Raw genomic sequence first — 16,289 nt, 5'->3', positions numbered from 1 at the left:
GGGCGCCCTCATCCGCTCTTCCACCAACCCTCCCCACGACGAAGGAGTCCCCTCATGAGCCGCAGCATTATCCCCGACCTCACCGAGTACGAGGTCTGGTTCCTCACCGGCAGCCAGAACCTCTACGGCGACGAGACTCTGCGCCAGGTCGCCGAGCAGTCGGCCGAGGTCGTCGCCGGGCTGCAGAACGCCTCGGACGTGCCGGTCACGGTCGTCGCCAAGCCCACGCTGGTCGACAGCGAGTCGATCCGCCGCGTCATGCTCGAGGCCAACGCCGACGAGAAGGTCATCGGCGTCATCGCCTGGATGCACACCTTCAGCCCCGCGAAGATGTGGATCGGCGGCCTCGACGCGCTGCGCAAGCCGCTGCTGCACCTGCACACGCAGGCGAACGTCGCACTGCCGTACGACACGATCGACTTCGACTTCATGAACCTCAACCAGGCCGCCCACGGCGACCGCGAGTTCGGGTACATCCAGTCGCGCCTCGGCGTCGCCCGCACCACCGTGGTCGGCCACGTCAGCGATCCCGCCGTCACCGCCCGCGTCGGCGTCTGGGCCCGCGCGGCCGCCGGACGGCACGCCACGCAGCACCTCAAGCTCGCCCGCTTCGGCGACAACATGCGCTTCGTCGCCGTCACCGAGGGCGACAAGACCGAGGCCGAGCTGCGCCTCGGCGTGCAGGTGAACACCTGGGGCGTCACCGAGCTCGCCGATGCGGTGCACGCCGCCAGCGAGAGCGACGTCGACGCGCTCGTCGCCGAGTACCTCGACCTCTACGACGTCGCTCCCGAGCTGCACCCCGGCGCCGAGCGCGCCGAGTCGCTGCGCTACGGCGCCCGCATCGAGCTGGGGCTGCGCTCCTTCCTCGAGGCCGGCGGCTTCGGCGCCTTCACCACGAGCTTCGAGGACCTCGGCGAGCTGCGCCAGCTGCCCGGCCTCGCCGTGCAGCGCCTCATGGCCGACGGCTACGGCTTCGGCGCGGAGGGCGACTGGAAGACCGCGGTGCTCGTGCGCGCGGCCGCCGTCATGGGCGCGGGCCTGCCCGGCGGCGCCAGCCTCATGGAGGACTACACCTACCACCTCGAGCCCGGCAGCGAGCTCATCCTCGGGGCCCACATGCTCGAGGTCAGCCCCTCGCTGAGCTCGCAGCGCGCCCGCCTCGAGGTGCACCCGCTCGGCATCGGCGGCAAGGACGACCCGGTGCGCCTGGTGTTCGATGCGGATGCGGGCCCCGCCGTCGTGGTCGCCCTCAGCGACCAGCGCGACCGCTTCCGCCTCGTCGCCAACGTCGTCGAGAACGTGCCGCTGCCGCAGCCGATGCCGAACCTGCCCGTCGGCCGCGCCGTCTGGAAGCCGGCGCCCGACTTCCGCACCTCGGCGACCGCCTGGCTCATGGCCGGCGCCGCGCACCACACGGTGATGAGCACGCAGGTGGGCGTGGAGGTCTTCAAGGACTTCGCGAAGTTCAGCGGGATCGAGCTGCTGGTCATCGACGAGTCGACGACGGTCGACGGCTTCGAGCGCGAGCTGCGCTGGAACGCCGCCTACCACCGTCTGGCGCAGGGGATCTAGCCCGCATCCTTCCAGCGGCGCCGTCGTGGGGTCGGCGCCGCTGGGAGTCCGACCGGATGGCCGGCGAGGCCTGCGCCTCGTCGGCCATCCGTCGTCCCGGCGGGCGCCCGTATCCGCTGCGCTCTCGCGCATCCCGCGGCGCCATGCGGCGGTGCAGCGCCCCGCTCAGGCGTGGGCGACGGGGAGCCCCGTGACCGCCGTGACCGGCAGGCCGTGCAGGTACGCGGCGATCCGCTCGAGGGTTGCCCCGAACGCCGCCTCGCCGGGGCGGTTGAGGTGCCCGTGGGTCGTGCCCGGCTCGAGGTGCACGAGCACCGGGCGGCCGGCGGCGTGCAGCAGACGCGCGAAGTGCTCGCCCGAGACCCTCAGCTCGTCGACGTCGCCGTTGACCATGAGCACCGGCGGATAGCCGGCGAGGTCCTCGGGACTGGCCGTGCCGGGCACCGCGGCGAGCGGCGCGCGCTCGACGGGGCCGCCGAGGAAGCCCTCGTACATGGCGCGCACGACATCGGGCCCAAAGCGATCCGCATCCGGGTCGGCGTCGAGTGCGGCGCGCAGCGCGGGTCCGGGCAGGGGCTGCACGGCGAGCAGGGTGGGGTAGGCGAGCACCGCCGCGGCCGGGCGCGGCCCCGGGTGCGGCAGGCGCAGCAGCGCCCCGGCGGCCAGGTTGCCGCCGGCGCTCGCGCCGCCGATCGCGGTGCGGGAGGGGTCGAGGTGCAGCGCCTCGAGGTGCGCCGCGAACCAGTGCCACGCGGCGACGGCGTCGTCCGAGGGCGCCGGGTAGCGCGTGCCCGGGCCGGCGAGCCGGTAGTCGACGCTGGCGACCGCGATGCCGCGGGCGGCGAGGCCGCGGGCGACCGCATCCGCTTCGGGCATGTCGATCGAGCCGCCGGCGAAGCCGCCGCCGTGCAGCCAGAGCAGTGCGGGGCGGGGCGCGTCGGCGGCGGCGGTGTCGTAGAAGCGGATGAGGCCCTCGGCCTGGGAGGTCCAGCTCATCGCGCGCGCTCGAGCTGCTGCTCGAGGTTGAAGACCTCGACGAGTCCGGTCGCGGCCTGGTCGGGTCGGCCGCCGAGGTCGAGGAAGAACGGGGCCATCTCCTCCTCCCACCGCGCCGCGATCGGGGAGGCGGCGAGGTAGGCCTGGGCCGCGTCGTCGTCGTCGGTCTCGTAGTAGCCGATGAGCCTGCCGCCATCGGCGAGGAACAGCGAGTAGTTGCGCCGGCCGGCCGCCGCGATCTCCTCGAGCATCTCGGCGCGCACCGGGCTGTGCCGCTCGCGGTACTCCTCGATCCGCTCGGGACGCACCCGCAGCTCGAAGCAGACCCTCGTCGTCATGTCGACCTCCTCGTCGTGCGCCGCCTCGGCCCGCGACGATCTGCGAGCATTGCGAGGGCGGATGCGCTCTGCAAGACTACTGCGGCAAGCGCTTTCCCGGCAGTGGTCGAGCGGATGCGCGGTCTCGAGGAGGAGCACATGGTCAGGTCGGTCATCGTCGGAACGGGCGCCATCGCCCACGCGCACGCGAAGGCCGTCGCCGAGACGGACGGCATCGAGCTCGCCGGGGTCGTCGACCTCAGCGCCGAGCGGGCCGCCGCCTTCGCCGAGCAGTGGGGTGACCCCGCGGTGTTCGGGTCGCTCACCGAGGCGCTCGCGCTGCGGCCCGACGCAGCGCGCATCGACGCGGCGCCCATCGACGCAGCGCCTATCGATTACGTGCACATCTGCACCCCGCCCGGCTCGCACGTCGACCTCGCGATCGAGGCGCAGCGGGCCGGTGCGGTGCCGATCGTCGAAAAGCCCCCGGCCCTGTCGCTCGAGGACTTCGACCGGCTGCTCGCGAGCGAGGCCGAGACCGGCGTGCCGGTGGTCGGGCTGTTCCAGCACCGCTTCGGCAGCGCGGCCGTCGGGCTGCGCCGGCTGCTCGCCGAGGGGGCGCTGGGCCGTCCGCTCGTCGCCGTCGCCGAGACGCTCTGGTACCGCGGCGACGACTACTTCGCGGTGCCGTGGCGCGGCACCTGGGGCGTCGAGGGCGGCGGGCCGACCATGGGCCACGGCATCCACCAGTTCGACCTGCTGCTCTCGGTGCTCGGCCCGTGGTCCAGCGTGAAGGCGGTCGCCGTGCGGCAGAACCGGCCCACCGAGACCGAGGACGTCTCGAGCGCAATCGTGACCTTCGAGAACGGCGCCGTCGCCACCATCCTCAACTCGATCGTCTCGCCGCGCGAGACCAGCCGGCTGCGCTTCGACTTCGAGCACGCCACCGCCGAGCTCGAGCACCTCTACGGCTACGACTCGACGCACTGGCGCTTCACCCCGGCCCGCGGATCGGAGGCGCTCGCCGAGCGCTGGACGGCGGAGGCCGGCAGCATCCCCAGCGGGCACACCGCGCAGCTGGCCGCCGTGCTCGCCGCGCGCGCCGCGGGGAGCGCCCGCCCGTCACCACGGCGGATGCGCGCCGCACCCTCGAGCTGAGCGCAGCGATCTACGCCTCCGCGTTCACCGACCGCACCGTCCGCGCCGGCGAGATCGGCCCGGGCGACCCCTTCTACGCGTCGATGCGGGGCAGCGGTGCGCCCTGGGCGGCGGTGCCCGCGTGAGCCTCCAACTGCAGCACGACCAGCGCGGCGAGGTGACGGTCGCCGCCGACGGGGTCGAGCTGCTGCGCTACGTCGCGCAGCCCGACACGGTGCAGCTCGAGTCGCCGAAGCCGTACCTGCATCCGCTGCGCACCCGCGAGGGGCGGCTCGTCTCCCTCTTCAGGCCGCACGACCACGTGTGGCACAAGGGCATCGCCTGGGCGCTGCCGCACGTCGGCGACGAGAACTTCTGGGGCGGACCGACGTTCTCGCTCGAGTCCGGGTACCGGCAGCTCGAGAACAACGGCACGGCGCAGCACCTCGGCTTCAAGACGCTCGGCAGCGACGGCGAGGTCGCCGAGATCGCCCACGACCTGCTCTGGACCACCCAGGCCGGTGAGCGCGTCATCGAGGAGCGGCGGCGCCTGCGCGTCCGGCTCGTCGAGGGCGGCTGGGCGCTCACCGTGTCGACGTCGATGACCAACATCGCGGGCCGTCCGCTCGCCTTCGGCTCACCGACCACGAAGGGGCGCGAGAACGCCGGCTACGGCGGGCTGTTCTGGCGCGGCCCGCGCTCCTTCACCGGCGGCCTCGTGCGCTCGCCCGAGGGCGACGGCGGCGAGGAGCTGCGCGGCACGCGGCACCCCTGGCTCGGCTTCACCGGCCGGCACGACGGCGACGGTGCGAGCTCGACGATCGTGATGGTCGACGACGAGCGGAACTTGCAGCACCCGCCGCAGTGGTTCGCCCGCACCGAGGAGTTCGCCTGCCTCTGCCCGGCGCCCTTCTTCAGCGAGGAGCACGAGCTGCCTGCCGAGGGTACCCTCGCGCTGCGCTACGCCGTGGTCATCGCCGACGGGGCTGCCCCGGGCGAGCAGGCGGCGGCCCTCGCCGCCGCGGGTCGCGAGGCGCTGGCGGGCGCATGAGCGGCCTGCCGTTCCCGGGCGGCACCTCGGTCACGCGGCTGCGGGTCTACGAGCTGGGCCCCGCGGCCGACGGTCTGGACGGCGGCACGCCCCACCTGCACACGGTGAGCAGCGAGGCCTACGTCGTGCTGGGCGGCGCCGGCGCCGTGCAGCTGCTCGATCGAAGCGGGTACCGCGAGCAGCCGCTCGCCGCCGGCGACGTCGTCTGGTTCGGGCCGGGCACCGTGCACCGCGCCGTGAACCACGGCGGACTCGACCTGCTTGTGATCCTCTCGAACCGAGGCCTGCCCGAGCACGGCGACGCGGTCATGACGTTCCCGGACGCGGTGCTCGCCGATCCCGAGGCCTACGCCTCGGCGGCCGCGCCCGGCGAGGAGCCTCCGCGGGCGCGCCGCGACCTCGGCGTCGAGGGCTTCCTCGCCCTCCGCGACGCCCTGCTGGCCGGCGATGGCGCGCCCTACGAGCGGATGCTCGACCGCGCGACCGCGCTCGTGCATCCGCTCGCAGGTTCCTTCGCGCAGCAGCGGATGGCGAGCGTCGGCGCGGACGAGGCGCTCGGCTCGGCGGCGCTGCGCGCGCTCGCCGCGGCCTCGTCCGACGGGCTCGGTGCGCTCGCACCGCGGGCCTCGCGGCTCGAGGGATCGGCCTACGGCATGTGCGGCGTGCTGCAACGGCTCGACGGCGACTGAGCCGGGCCGCACGAGCGAGCCTCGGCGACGGCGGACGACCTCGCGGCGCCTTCCGGCCGCGAGCCCAGCGCCGCTCAGCGTGCGGGTGCCGCGGCCGTGCCTCCGGGCGCCGCGCGCCGCTCGGTCGCCACCGACACCACGCCCGCGAGCACCAGGGCGAGCCCCAGCCAGCCCGGCGCTGCGAGCCGCTCGCCGACGGCCACGACCGCCAGCAGCGTGGCCACCAAGGGCTCGAGGAGCGTGACGGTCGTCGCCCGCGAGCTCGACACCGTGCGCAGCCCGCGCCCGAACAGCACGTAGGCCAGGAACATGGGCCCGACCGCCAGGTACCCGACGACGACGAGCGGATGCGGTGCGCCGAGCAGCTGCGCCAACGGCGAGTCCGCGCCCCCGGCCCCCGGGCGCAGCAGGGAGCCGCCCGTCGCGAGCAGCACCGGCAGGAGCAGCACCGCGCCGAGGCCGAACTGCGCCGCCATCGCACCGCGCGACGGCACGCCGAGCCCGATGGCCCGGCCCGCGGTGTAGGTGTAGCCGGCGTAGGCGAGGCCGGCGAGCAGGCCGAGCGCCACGCCGGGCACGGTGCCGTCGGCGGTGCCCGCGCCCCCGCCGTGGTGCCCGAAGACCGCCAGCAGCGCGACGCCGGCGGTGGCCGCCACCGCCGAGAGCAGCCAGCGGCTGCCGAGCGGCTGGCGGCGGTCGGCGGGATCGAGCAGCTGCTCCAGCACCGCGGCGAACACGGGCGCCGTGCCGAGCGCCACGACGTTGCCGATCGCGACGCCGGCCAGCGACATGCCCGAGTAGAAGGCGAGGGGGTAGACGGCCACGGCGAGCGCGCCCGGCAGCAGCCAGCGCGGGGCACCGCGGGTGCGCAGCGCGAGCAGCGCACCGCGCGGGGCGGTGAGCGCGAGCAGCAGGCCGCCGACCGCCATGGTCGCGGCGCCCGTGGCGAGCGGGCTGACCGCATCCGGCAGCAGCGTCGCGGCGGTGCCGGTCGTGCCCCACAGCACCGCGGCCAGGAGGATGCCGATCACGCGCCGGACCGCCGGGCGGGGCGTGCAGCGTGCATCCGGGCTCCTCGGTGGTGTGCGTCAACCCTAGCGAGGGGGCCGGATGCTCCGGGGTGCGACGGTGCCTGGCATGCGCATCCGCTCGTCCGGCAGAGTGGAGGCGACCCCGCCGCAGCGAACCGAGGAGCAGCATGCCCACGACCGTCACCGCCCCCGCCGTGCCCATCGCCGACGGGATCGAGCTCTCCGCCATCGGTTACGGCGCCATGTCGCTGGCCGGCGTGTACGGCGCCATCGAGGAGGCGGATGCGCAGCGGCTGCTCGACGGCCTGCTCGAGCGCGGCGTCACCCACCTCGACACCGCGAACGTCTACGGGCAGGGCGCCAGCGAGCAGGTGCTCGGGCGCTTCCTCGCACGCACGGGCCAGCGCGACCGCTTCGCCATCGCCAGCAAGGTCGGCATCGTGCAGGGCGGCGGCATCGGCAAGCGGGGCGTGCGCGGCGACCGCGAGCACATCCGCGAGCAGATCGACGGCAGCCTGTCGCGGCTCGGCGTCGATGCGCTCGACCTCTACTACCTGCACCGTCCCGACCCGTCGGTGCCCGTCGAGGAGAGCGTCGCAGCGCTCGCCGAGCTCGTGGAGGAGGGCAAGGTGCGCTCGATCGGTCTCTCGGAGGTGACGGGCGAGGAGCTGCGCCGGGCGCACGCCGTGCATCCGATCGCCGCGGTGCAGTCGGAGTGGAGCCTGGTCAGCCGCGACGTGGAGCGCTACGTCATCCCCGCGGCCATCGAGCTCGGCGTGGCCTTCGTGGCCTACTCGCCGGTGTCGCGCGGCCTGCTCACCGACCGCTTCGACGCCGAGATCTCGGCGCTCGGCGGCAGCCGCCGGAACTTCCCGCGCTTCGACGCCTCGAACCTGCCGGGGAACCTGGCCGTCGCCGAGCGATTGCGCGCCGTCGCCGGGCGCATCGGCGCCCCGCTCGCTACGGTGGCGGTCGCGTGGCTCGAGCACCGAGCCGCCGAGGCGGGCCTGCGGCTCGTCGCGATCCCCGGCACCCGTTCGCTCGCGCACCTCGACGAGTCGATCGCGGCCGCGTCGTTGCGGCTCGATGCCGAGCAGCTCGCCGAGCTCGAGGCGGTCGCGGCGGAGATCTCCGGCCCGCGCACCTTCGACCCGCTCTGGGTCTCGGGCGGGCGCGAGGGGCTCATCGGCTGAGGCCGCCCCGGCGCGCGGGCGGCCTCCGCGGTCGCGCGGGCGACTCAGCAGCTCGGCGACGACTCGGTGCCTCGTGCGGCGCTGAATCGTCGCCTCGACGCTGAGTCGTCGATGCGACGGCTCGCGTCGCCCGGAGTCCTGCGCGCCGCGGGGTGCTGCCGCGCAGCGGGCTCAGCCGGGCCGGGCGGGGTGCTGCCGCGCCGCGGGCTCAGCCGAGCCGCGGGGTGCTGCCGCGCAGCACGACCTCGACGGTCAACGGCGCGTCCGCGACCGCGTCGACGACGAGGCTCGAGCGCAGCGCCCGGTACCCGAGCTCCTCGAGCGGCACGTGCACCGTCGTGAGCCCCGGCACGGTGTCGTGGCTGGTGGGGATGTCGTCGAAGCCCGCCACGGCGACGTCGTCGCCCGGAGTGCGGCCGCGCTCGCGCAGCGCCGCCATGACGCCCATCGCCACGACGTCGCTGATGCCGACGACGACGGTGCCCGCCTCGATCCGCTCGGCCACCGCCGCGACCGCATCGTGGCCCGCGTCGCGGCTGAATCCGGCGCGCAGCACCTCGTCGATGGTGCCGCCGCCCGAGCCGAAGCCCTCGCTGAAGCCGGCGATGCGGTCGTCGGAGGTGCGCACGCCCTCGGCAGCGGCCACGACGATGGCGCGGCGGTAGCCGAGCTCGGCCAGCGCGGCCCCGAGCGCGCGGCCGCCGCCGACGTTGTCGACGCCGACCGAGCGGGTGCCGCCGCCCGGCCCGATCGTCACGACCGAGCCGCCGGCCGAGGTGTAGGCGCCGAGCTCGGTCACCAGCTCCTCGTTCGCCCGGCCGGTGGTGCGCGACGCGGCGAGGATGACGCTGCGGGGCCGTTGACCGCGCAGGGCCCGCACGAGCTTGGCCTCGCGCTGCGGGTCGCGCTCGGTGATGGCGATGGTGAGCATGAGGCCGGCCTCGTCGGCACCGCGGGCGACGCCCGCGGCGATGCGGCCGAAGTAGGGGTCGGCGATGTCGGCGACGAGCAGGGCGACGATCGCCGAGCTGCCGCGGGCGGTGGCCTGCGCCGAGAGGTTGGCGGTGTAGCCGAGCTGCTCGGCGGCGGCCTCCACCTTCTCGCGGAACGCCGGGGCGACGCGCCGTGCCGTGCCGTTGAGCACACGCGAGGCGGTGGCGAGCGAGACCCCGGCCTCGCGGGCCACGTCCTGCAGAGTGGGAGCACCGCTGCGTGCTCTGCCGGGGGTCGCCTCGCTCATGCTCGGCAGTCTAGGGCCAGCCCGGATGCCGGGAGACCGCTTGCCCGGACGTGTCCCGGAGCGGCGTCACGCGCGCGGCTGCGAGCGATCGCGCAGCTCCGCCGGGAGCAGTGTCTGCGGCAGGTCCTGGTAGGCGATACGGCGGAGGAAGCGCTCGATGGCGGCGGTGCCGACGCTGGTGGAGCGTCCCTCCGAGGTCGCGGGCCACGGTCCTCCGTGCACCATCGCGGGGCTGACGGCGACGCCGGTCGGCCAGCCGTTCATGATGATCCGTCCCGCGAGCCGCTCGAGGGCGGGCAGCAGCGCCGCGACCTCGTCGTACTCCTCGGGTCCGGCGTGCACGGTCGCGGTGAGCTGCCCCTGGAGCGCTGCCGTCACGCGCTGCAGCTCGGCGAGGTCGTCGTACCGGGCGACCAGCGCTGCGGCGCCGAACACCTCCTCCTGCAGGTCCGGTTCGGCGAGCAGCGCCGCGGCGTCGATCTCGAGCAGCGCGGGCGCGGGCGCGCCGTCGTCGCCGTCACGACCACGAGCGAGCGGATGGGCGTGCCCCGACCGCTCCAAGCGCACGAGGCGGTCACGGTAGGCCGCCGCGATGGGCGGCGTGAGCATCGTGCGCCCCACGGTGCCGCCCAGCTGCGTCGCGAGGCCGTCGACGAAGCGGTCGCCGTCGCCGCCGCGGGGCACGAAGAGGAGCCCGGGATTCGTGCAGAACTGGCCGGCGCCGAGGGTGAGCGAGGCGACGAAGCTCTGCGCCGTCTCGGGTCGCAGGGCCGATGGCAGCAGGTAGACCGGGTTGATGCTGCTCATCTCGGCGAAGACCGGGATCGGCACCGGCCGGGCCTGCGCGGTCGCGAGCAGTGCGAGGCCGGCCCGTCTCGAACCGGTGAAGCCGATGGCACGGATGGACGGATGCGCCGCGAGCGCCTGGCCGATCACCGGGCCCTCACCGAGCAGCGCCGAGAAGGTGCCGGACGGCAGCCCGACCGAACGCACCGCCTCGGCGACCGCTTCCGCCGCGATCGCCGCGGTGCCCGGATGCGCCTCGTGCGACTTGACCACCACCGGGCAGCCGGCGGCGAGGGCCGCGGCCGTGTCGCCGCCGGCCGTCGAGAACGCGAGGGGAAGTTGCTCGCGCCGAAGACGGCGACGGGACCGATCCCGATGCGGCGCTGGCGCAGGTCGGGGCCGTCGCCGCCGCGATCGATCCGCAGATCGGCGCCCGCAGGGTCGCCCAGCAGCGCGGCGAAGGCCCGCAGCTGCCCGGTGGTGCGGGCGAGCTCACCCTCGAGACGTTCGCTCGGCAGCGCCGTCTCCTGCCCCGCCCGGGCGATGAGGCTTGCAGCACGGTGCTCGAGGCCGCTGGCGATGGCCTCGAGCAGCGCGGCGCGGTCGCGGGGCTCGGTGGCCCGCAACGCGTCCACGGCGCCGTCGGCAGCGGCCGCCGCGAGGTCCACCTGCTCGACGCCCGCGAGGTCGAAGACGGGCTCGAGCGTCGCTCCGGTGCTCGGATCGATGGCGCGCAGCGCGCCGCCGGTGCCGGCGATCCGACGGCCGGCGACGACCAGGGAGCCGTCGAGGGAACCGCCGCTCACGCGGGCACCGCCGCAGCGCGCTCGACGATGCTGCGCAGCTCGTCGACCTCGTGCTCGACGAGATCTGTGAGGGGCGGCCGCACCCTCGACGTCGGCCGGCCCACCGCGGCCAGGCCCGCCTTGACGATCGACACCGCGTAACCGGCTCTGCGGTCGCGCAGCTCGGTGTAGGGGAGCACGACCTCGCGCAGCCGCCGGTACACCTCGTCGCGATCGCGTCGCACCACCGCGGCATGGAACTCCAGCGCGAACGCCGGCAGGAAGTTGAAGAGCGCGGACGAGTAGGTGACGACGCCGAGTTCGAGGTAGGGGAGGGCGAACGTCTCCGCGGTCGGCAGCCCGCCGATGGTCGTGAACCGGCCCTCGAACCGCGCGCGCAGGCGGGTCATGAACTCGATGTCGCCGACGCCGTCCTTGACGGCCACCAGGTTCGGGCAGTCGTCGGCGAGCCGCGCGAGCGAGTCGATCGACAGCCGTGCATTCGCGCGCTGGTAGAAGACGACCCCCAGCCCGGTCGCACGGCAGACGGTGCGCACGTGCTCGACGAGGCCCTCCTGGGAGGCCTCGGTGAGGTAGGGCGGGAAGAGCAGCAGGCCGGCTGCGCCCGCGCGAGCGGCAGCGCGGGCCTGCGCGACGGCGGTCGCGGTGCCCTGGCCGGCGGGCGCGACGATGGGCACCGCGGCGCCGACCTCGTCGATGGCGATCCGCACGACGCGATCGACCTCGGCGGTCTCGAGCGAGAAGTACTCGCCCGTGCCGCCCGCGGCGAAGAGCGCCGCGACGTCGTGCTGCGCGAGCCAGCCGAGGTGCTCCCGGTACGCCGGCTCGTCGAGCTCGTATCCGGGCCCGAAGTGCGTGACCGGGAAGGAGAGCAGCCCGGCGGAGAGACGGTGGGCGAGGGCGTCGGGAGCGGTTTCGGGCATGGGCTGACCTCCGGATCGGCGTGCTGCGATGCGGCCAGCGTAGGAACCCGCTGCGATGCCTGTCCAAGAGCCAATCGGCATCGCTCGATGCTCACCATGCATCGACCGGGCGGATGCGCCTACCGCTCCCGCAGCGTCGAGAGCGCATCCAGGGCGCGCGCCACGACCGGGTTCGTGCCGTCCTCGCGCCAGACCGCTCGCAGCACCACGACCGGGTCCGGCCAGCCGTCGACCGGGCGGAGCGTCACCCCGTCCCAGTGCAGGGCTCCGATGGACTCGGGGACGAGGGCGATGCCCCGTCCGGCGGCGACGAGCGCGAGCATCGAGTGCACCTGGGCGACCCGCTGCACCGAGCGCGGGCGCACGCCGCGCAGCACCGCCGCGCTGAGCTCATCGAAGTAGCGCGCGGCCGTCGGATCGTAGGAGATCATGTCCGCGTCGGCGAGGTCCGCCACGCGGACCTCCCGGGCGGAGGCGGCGAGGGGGTGCCTGACCGGCAGCGCCGCGACGAAGCGCTCCCGGTGCACCACCCGCGTGCGGAACTCCCCGTCGACCGGGGCCTCCCGCAGCAGACCGAGGTCGAGCCGTCCGTCCCTCAGCCGATCGAGCTGCGTCGCGGAGACGTGCTCGCCGAGCTCGACGACCACGTCCGGCAGCACCGCATCCGCTTCGGCCAGCACCCGGCCGAGCACGCTGAGCGCGGCGGTCGCGGTGAATCCGACCGCCAGGCGCCCGGCCCGGCCCTCGGCGACGCGCCGAGCGGAGCGCGGAGCGGCCTCCGCCAGCGCGAGCAGGCGCCGCGCCTCGGCGAGCAGTGCGACGCCGGCGGGGGTGAGCGAGGCGCCGCGGCTCGTGCGGTCGAGGAGCGCGGCGCCCACCTCGCGCTCGAGCTTCTGCACCTGCCGGGACAGCGGCGGCTGGGTCATGCGGAGCCGTTCGGCGGCGCGGCCGAAGTGGCCCTCCTCGGCGACGGCGACGAATCCTGCGAGCTGGTCGAGCGAGATCGTCATGCGCAGACGGTATCAGTCGATGTCCTTTCGGATTTAGACAGGCATCGGCCCGCTGCCTAGGCTCGACGCACATCGGTCGCTCCCGGCCGATCCGCCTCATGAACGACGGAGATCATGATGAGACGCACCCCACCCCTCGCCGCTGGTCTGGCCGTCGCCGTCGTGCTGTCCGGGTGCTCCGGCATGACCGCGGCCTCGCAGGTCGACCAGCTCGAACCCGAGCGGCAGACGCTCGAGATCTGGCAGCGCAAGGCGCCCAACACCCCGCCCGACGCGATCGGCCAGAAGCTCGTGCGCGCGTTCACGGAGCGCACCGGGATCCCCGCCGAGCTCACGTCGATCTCGCAGGACTTCGAGATCAAGCTGCAGCAGCGCGCGATCCAGCGCAACCTGCCCGACATCGTCATCAACGACACCGCGCAGCTGGGCAATCTGCAGAGCCAGGGCCTGCTCAGGCGCATCGACCCCGCTGCGATCGACGGTGCGGAGGAGGTCAACGACCGCGCCTGGGATGGTGCGCGAGCCTACGACGGCGACTTCTACGGCGTGCCGATGACGGCGCACACCGTGGCGCTCTTCAACCGGCAGGACTGGCGCGAGGAGCTCGGACTCGGCGTGCCGGAGGACTGGGACGATCTGCTCGGGCTCTGGCGCGGCTACGTCGACGACGATCCGGCCGGGGCCGAGGACGCCGCAGGGCTCGCCGTCCCGGGCACCACTCAGCGCGGCTACCTCTCCTGGAACACGGCCACCTTCTTCTGGTCGGGCGGCGGCGAGTACTTCGAGGAGACCGGCGACGGCTACCGCTCCGCCGTGGCCAGCGAGGGCTCGGTCGCCGCGGCGACCTGGATCCGCGACCTCGCCTGCACCGATGGAGTACTGCAGCCCGGCGCGAGCAGCCAGGACACTGGCGCGGCGAAGGACACCTTCGCGACCGGTCGCGCCGGCTCCTTCCTCGTCGCGCCGTACGAGCTGCCCGCGCTGCGCGCGGCGATCGGCGACGACCTCGAGGTGCTCGCCCCGCCACCGGGTCCGGCCGGGCTCACGACCCTCGCCGAGGGCAACAACGTGTACCTCATGGCCGGTTCGGACAGCCACGACGCCCAGGAGCGCTTCGCGGAGTTCGTCATCTCGGTCGAAGGCCAGCAGATCGGCATGGCGGGGGACCGCGACGGCAACCTCGTGCGGCTGCCGGTCAACGCGACGGTCGACATGCGCGACACCCGCACCGACCCGGCGTGGGAGCTCTTCCAGCGGCTCTTCGACGAGCACGGGCGCTACGTGCCCGCCGTGCCGAACTGGAACCCCTTCCTCAACGGCTCCGCCGTGACGCTGAACGCGCTCATCAGCGATTGCTCCCTCGACGTGCGCGCCGAGATGGAGCGGCTCGACCGCACCTTCACGGCCGAGCTCGAGCAGCAGGGGGTGCTGGCGCGATGACCGCCGTCGAGCACCGGGACACCAGTGCCGGGACGACCCCGCGGCCGGGCCCGACCCCGCGCGGCGCAGTGCGCCGTCAGGCGCGGTCGGGTCGGCGGTGGGTGCCGTGGGCCTTCCTCGCGCCGGCGCTGATCCTCTTCGTCACCTTCAAGTTCATCCCGATAGGCCAGGCACTCGTCATGAGCTTCCAGGATGTGCAGCCCTACCTCGGCAGCGAATGGGTGGGCCTCGCCAACTACTCGGCGCTCTTCGCGACGGAGGAATTCGGTACCGCCGCCTGGCACACCGCGATTATCGCGGTCGTGCAGACCGCCGGCGGCCTGCTGCTGGGGTTCGCGCTCGCGCTGCTGCTGGAGGGACAGGCCAGGCGGCTCTGGATCATCCGCTCGGCCGCCTTCCTGCCGGTCGTGGTGCCGGCGGCCGTGGTCGCCGAACTCTGGCGCATCATCTACCACCCGACGGAGGACGGCGTCGCGAACAGCATCCTCGGCTGGCTGCTGCTCGAGCCCTCCCAGTGGATCAACTCGCCCGACTCGTCGATGCTGTCGGTGATCATCGTGGGCGTCTGGCGAGACGCGCCCTACAACATGATCATCATCATCGCCGGGCTCGTCGGCGTCGACCGCTCGCTCTACGAGTCGGCCTCGCTCGACGGCGCGGGGTGGCTCGGGCGCATCCGCTACGTCACGCTGCCGGCGCTGCGCCCGGTCATCGCCATCCTGGTGACCCTCGCGGCCATCCGCGGCATGCGCATCTTCACCGAGATCTTCCTGCTGACCAACGGCGGGCCGAACGGATCGACCGAGGTGCTGATGACGCTCATCTACCGGATGGGATTCGAACGGATCGAGCTCGGCGTCGCCGCGGCCGGCTCGGTGGTGCTGCTCGTCGGCACCATCGCGCTGACGCTGATCGTGCGCGCCGCGGTCAGGAGGAGGGACGCATGAGCGCCAACCTGGACACCGCCCTGGGCCTGGGCAGCACGAACCGCTGGTGGGTCAAGGCGATCAACGCCGCCGTCTGCGCGCTCGTCGTGCTCGTCTTCGCCGGTCCGCTGATCGCGGTCATCGCGGGCGCGTTCTCCGAGTCGCGCGACCCGTCGCGGCTCTCGCTGGTGCCCGAGGGCTTCACGCTCGAGAACTGGGTCGTCGCGGTCGACCGCCAGGTGCTCCACTACCTCGGGAACTCGCTGATCGTCGTCGGCATCGGCCTGCTGCTGCAGATGGCGGTCTCCGTGCTCGCCGCCTACGCGCTCGCGCGCAAGCGCTTCCGCGGCGCGGGCGTCGTGCTGCTGCTCATCCTGGCCACGATGATGCTGCCCGAGGAGATCCTGGCGATCCCGCTCGCGGTGGTGCTCTCCGACCTGCCGCTGCTCCACCTCAACCTCACAGACCACCTCGCGGGCATGATCGTGCCCATCGTCGCGTGGGGCTTCTCGATCCTCGTGATGACCGAGTTCATGAAGGAGGTGCCGCGCGAGCTGGAGGAGGCGGCACGGCTGGACGGCGCCGGCGAGGTGCGCATCTTCTGGTCGGTCGTGCTGCCCACCGTCACGCCGGCGCTCGGCGTGATCGGCGTCTTCGGCTTCACGATGATCTGGGACCAGTACCTGCTGCCGCTGCTCGTGGCCTCCGGCGCCGAGAACTACACGCTGCCGCTCGCGCTGCGCAGCCTCCGCGCCGACCCGGAGGTGGGCATCGGCGTCGTGCTGGTCGCCGCGGCGCTCGCGATGCTGCCGTCGATCCTGGCGTTCCTCGCGTTCCAGCGCTCCTTCATGCGCGGGATCTCGTCGGGGGCGGTCAAGGGATGAGCGCGCCCGCCTCGAGGATCGACGAGTTCGATGTCATCCCGCTCGCGTTCTCCGATCCGCCGCTGCTGAACGCAGCGGGCGTGCACGAGCCCCTCGCCCTGCGGACCCTGGTGCGGCTGCGCGTCGGCCGCGTCGTCGCCTGGGGCGAGGGCCGCGGCGACGCGATGCCGCCCGAGGTCGTCGCGGCGGTGCGCGAGGCCGTGGTCGGCGAGGACGTCTTCGCGACGAACCGCCTCGACGCCGCCGTCGACGCCGTGCTGCGCCGCGTCGCACCCGCGATGGACT

The 16,289-nt window shown here is 74.0% G+C and carries 15 protein-coding genes and 1 pseudogene; 8 read left to right on the top strand and 8 right to left on the bottom strand.

Going from position 1 to position 16,289, the window contains the following annotated elements:
• Positions 1 to 54: 54 nt before the first annotated feature.
• On the top strand, positions 55 to 1,575 hold the full coding sequence (araA, locus tag QQK26_RS05630) for an L-arabinose isomerase (RefSeq protein WP_284230889.1): 1,521 nt from the start codon (positions 55 to 57) through the stop codon (positions 1,573 to 1,575).
• Positions 1,576 to 1,740: 165 nt separating this feature from the next.
• Here araA and QQK26_RS05625 read toward each other — a convergent pair whose 3' ends face one another.
• Together QQK26_RS05625 and QQK26_RS05620 are read right to left on the bottom strand one after the other, a co-directional pair.
• Entirely contained in the window at positions 1,741 to 2,571 is an 831-nt protein-coding gene (locus QQK26_RS05625) for an alpha/beta hydrolase (RefSeq protein ID WP_284230887.1), read from the bottom strand.
• Entirely contained in the window at positions 2,568 to 2,909 is a 342-nt protein-coding gene (locus tag QQK26_RS05620) for an L-rhamnose mutarotase (protein ID WP_284230885.1), read from the bottom strand. Before QQK26_RS05620 ends, QQK26_RS05625 begins: the two co-directional genes overlap by 4 nt.
• 138 nt (positions 2,910 to 3,047) lie before the next feature.
• Between QQK26_RS05620 and QQK26_RS05615 the strand changes: the two genes are divergently transcribed.
• The 3 genes from QQK26_RS05615 (at position 3,048) to QQK26_RS05605 (ending at position 5,765) form a co-directional block, all read left to right on the top strand.
• On the top strand, positions 3,048 to 4,046 hold the full coding sequence (locus tag QQK26_RS05615) for a Gfo/Idh/MocA family protein (protein ID WP_284230884.1): 999 nt from the start codon (positions 3,048 to 3,050) through the stop codon (positions 4,044 to 4,046).
• A gap of 121 nt (positions 4,047 to 4,167) precedes the next feature.
• The gene (locus QQK26_RS05610; RefSeq protein WP_284230881.1) at positions 4,168 to 5,076 is read left to right on the top strand and encodes a DUF6807 domain-containing protein; all 909 of its coding nucleotides are present in this window, start codon (positions 4,168 to 4,170) and stop codon (positions 5,074 to 5,076) included.
• Positions 5,073 to 5,765, top strand: a complete 693-nt coding sequence (locus QQK26_RS05605) for a cupin domain-containing protein (protein ID WP_284230879.1) — start codon at positions 5,073 to 5,075, stop codon at positions 5,763 to 5,765. Before QQK26_RS05610 ends, QQK26_RS05605 begins: the two co-directional genes overlap by 4 nt.
• 74 nt (positions 5,766 to 5,839) lie before the next feature.
• On the opposite strand, the gene QQK26_RS05600 is transcribed toward QQK26_RS05605, so the two are convergent.
• Positions 5,840 to 6,796 carry a DMT family transporter gene (locus QQK26_RS05600; protein WP_284230877.1) on the bottom strand — a complete coding sequence of 319 codons (957 nt, stop codon included), beginning with the start codon at positions 6,794 to 6,796 and terminating at the stop codon, positions 5,840 to 5,842.
• Between the two features lie 167 nt (positions 6,797 to 6,963).
• Here QQK26_RS05600 and QQK26_RS05595 point away from each other — a divergent pair, with 167 nt between their 5' ends.
• Positions 6,964 to 7,989 (top strand): aldo/keto reductase, encoded by a 1,026-nt coding sequence (locus QQK26_RS05595; protein WP_284230875.1) that lies wholly within the window; start codon positions 6,964 to 6,966, stop codon positions 7,987 to 7,989.
• 208 nt (positions 7,990 to 8,197) lie between these two features.
• Here the strand turns inward: QQK26_RS05595 and QQK26_RS05590 are convergent, their stop codons facing one another.
• The 5 genes and pseudogenes from QQK26_RS05590 to QQK26_RS05570 form a co-directional block, all read right to left on the bottom strand.
• A complete protein-coding gene (locus QQK26_RS05590; RefSeq protein WP_284230872.1) occupies positions 8,198 to 9,229 on the bottom strand; it encodes a LacI family DNA-binding transcriptional regulator in 1,032 nt (343 codons plus the stop codon).
• 66 nt (positions 9,230 to 9,295) lie between these two features.
• Positions 9,296 to 10,288 carry an aldehyde dehydrogenase family protein gene (locus tag QQK26_RS05585; protein WP_284230868.1) on the bottom strand — a complete coding sequence of 331 codons (993 nt, stop codon included), beginning with the start codon at positions 10,286 to 10,288 and terminating at the stop codon, positions 9,296 to 9,298.
• A 119-nt stretch (positions 10,289 to 10,407) separates the two neighbouring features.
• A pseudogene (locus QQK26_RS05580) lies at positions 10,408 to 10,821 on the bottom strand (aldehyde dehydrogenase family protein); the annotation flags it as partial.
• Positions 10,818 to 11,744, bottom strand: coding sequence for a 5-dehydro-4-deoxyglucarate dehydratase (kdgD, locus tag QQK26_RS05575; RefSeq protein ID WP_284230866.1), 927 nt, complete (start codon positions 11,742 to 11,744; stop codon positions 10,818 to 10,820). The gene kdgD and the pseudogene QQK26_RS05580, both read right to left, overlap by 4 nt.
• 119 nt (positions 11,745 to 11,863) lie before the next feature.
• Positions 11,864 to 12,754, bottom strand: a complete 891-nt coding sequence (locus QQK26_RS05570; RefSeq protein WP_284230864.1) for a LysR family transcriptional regulator — start codon at positions 12,752 to 12,754, stop codon at positions 11,864 to 11,866.
• A 114-nt stretch (positions 12,755 to 12,868) separates the two neighbouring features.
• Here QQK26_RS05570 and QQK26_RS05565 point away from each other — a divergent pair, with 114 nt between their 5' ends.
• The 3 genes from QQK26_RS05565 (at position 12,869) to QQK26_RS05555 (ending at position 16,004) form a co-directional block, all read left to right on the top strand.
• The gene (locus QQK26_RS05565; RefSeq protein ID WP_284230862.1) at positions 12,869 to 14,194 is read left to right on the top strand and encodes a sugar ABC transporter substrate-binding protein; all 1,326 of its coding nucleotides are present in this window, start codon (positions 12,869 to 12,871) and stop codon (positions 14,192 to 14,194) included.
• 101 nt (positions 14,195 to 14,295) lie between these two features.
• Positions 14,296 to 15,141 (top strand): carbohydrate ABC transporter permease, encoded by an 846-nt coding sequence (locus QQK26_RS05560; RefSeq protein WP_284230861.1) that lies wholly within the window; start codon positions 14,296 to 14,298, stop codon positions 15,139 to 15,141.
• Positions 15,138 to 16,004, top strand: a complete 867-nt coding sequence (locus QQK26_RS05555) for a carbohydrate ABC transporter permease (RefSeq protein WP_284230859.1) — start codon at positions 15,138 to 15,140, stop codon at positions 16,002 to 16,004. Before QQK26_RS05560 ends, QQK26_RS05555 begins: the two co-directional genes overlap by 4 nt.
• Positions 16,005 to 16,289: the final 285 nt, after the last annotated feature.

The sequence above is a fragment of the Arenivirga flava genome (assembly GCF_030161575.1).
In the GTDB taxonomy this organism is placed as follows: Bacteria; Actinomycetota; Actinomycetes; order Actinomycetales; family Microbacteriaceae; genus Arenivirga; species Arenivirga flava.
The sequence above is the reverse complement of the archived record's forward strand: the minus strand, read 5'-3'. Positions and strand labels throughout refer to the sequence as shown.

Excerpts from the sequence above, each read along its gene's own strand:
- QQK26_RS05595 (WP_284230875.1), top strand. The coding sequence starts at position 6,964 with ATGCCCACGACCGTCACCGCCCCCGCCGTGCCCATCGCCGACGGGATC.
- araA (WP_284230889.1), top strand. The coding sequence starts at position 55 with ATGAGCCGCAGCATTATCCCCGACCTCACCGAGTACGAGGTCTGGTTC.
- QQK26_RS05565 (WP_284230862.1), top strand. The coding sequence starts at position 12,869 with ATGATGAGACGCACCCCACCCCTCGCCGCTGGTCTGGCCGTCGCCGTC.
- QQK26_RS05625 (WP_284230887.1), bottom strand. The coding sequence starts at position 2,571 with ATGAGCTGGACCTCCCAGGCCGAGGGCCTCATCCGCTTCTACGACACC.
- QQK26_RS05555 (WP_284230859.1), top strand. The coding sequence starts at position 15,138 with ATGAGCGCCAACCTGGACACCGCCCTGGGCCTGGGCAGCACGAACCGC.
- QQK26_RS05570 (WP_284230864.1), bottom strand. The coding sequence starts at position 12,754 with ATGACGATCTCGCTCGACCAGCTCGCAGGATTCGTCGCCGTCGCCGAG.
- kdgD (WP_284230866.1), bottom strand. The coding sequence starts at position 11,744 with ATGCCCGAAACCGCTCCCGACGCCCTCGCCCACCGTCTCTCCGCCGGG.
- QQK26_RS05605 (WP_284230879.1), top strand. The coding sequence starts at position 5,073 with ATGAGCGGCCTGCCGTTCCCGGGCGGCACCTCGGTCACGCGGCTGCGG.
- QQK26_RS05590 (WP_284230872.1), bottom strand. The coding sequence starts at position 9,229 with ATGAGCGAGGCGACCCCCGGCAGAGCACGCAGCGGTGCTCCCACTCTG.
- QQK26_RS05620 (WP_284230885.1), bottom strand. The coding sequence starts at position 2,909 with ATGACGACGAGGGTCTGCTTCGAGCTGCGGGTGCGTCCCGAGCGGATC.
- QQK26_RS05615 (WP_284230884.1), top strand. The coding sequence starts at position 3,048 with ATGGTCAGGTCGGTCATCGTCGGAACGGGCGCCATCGCCCACGCGCAC.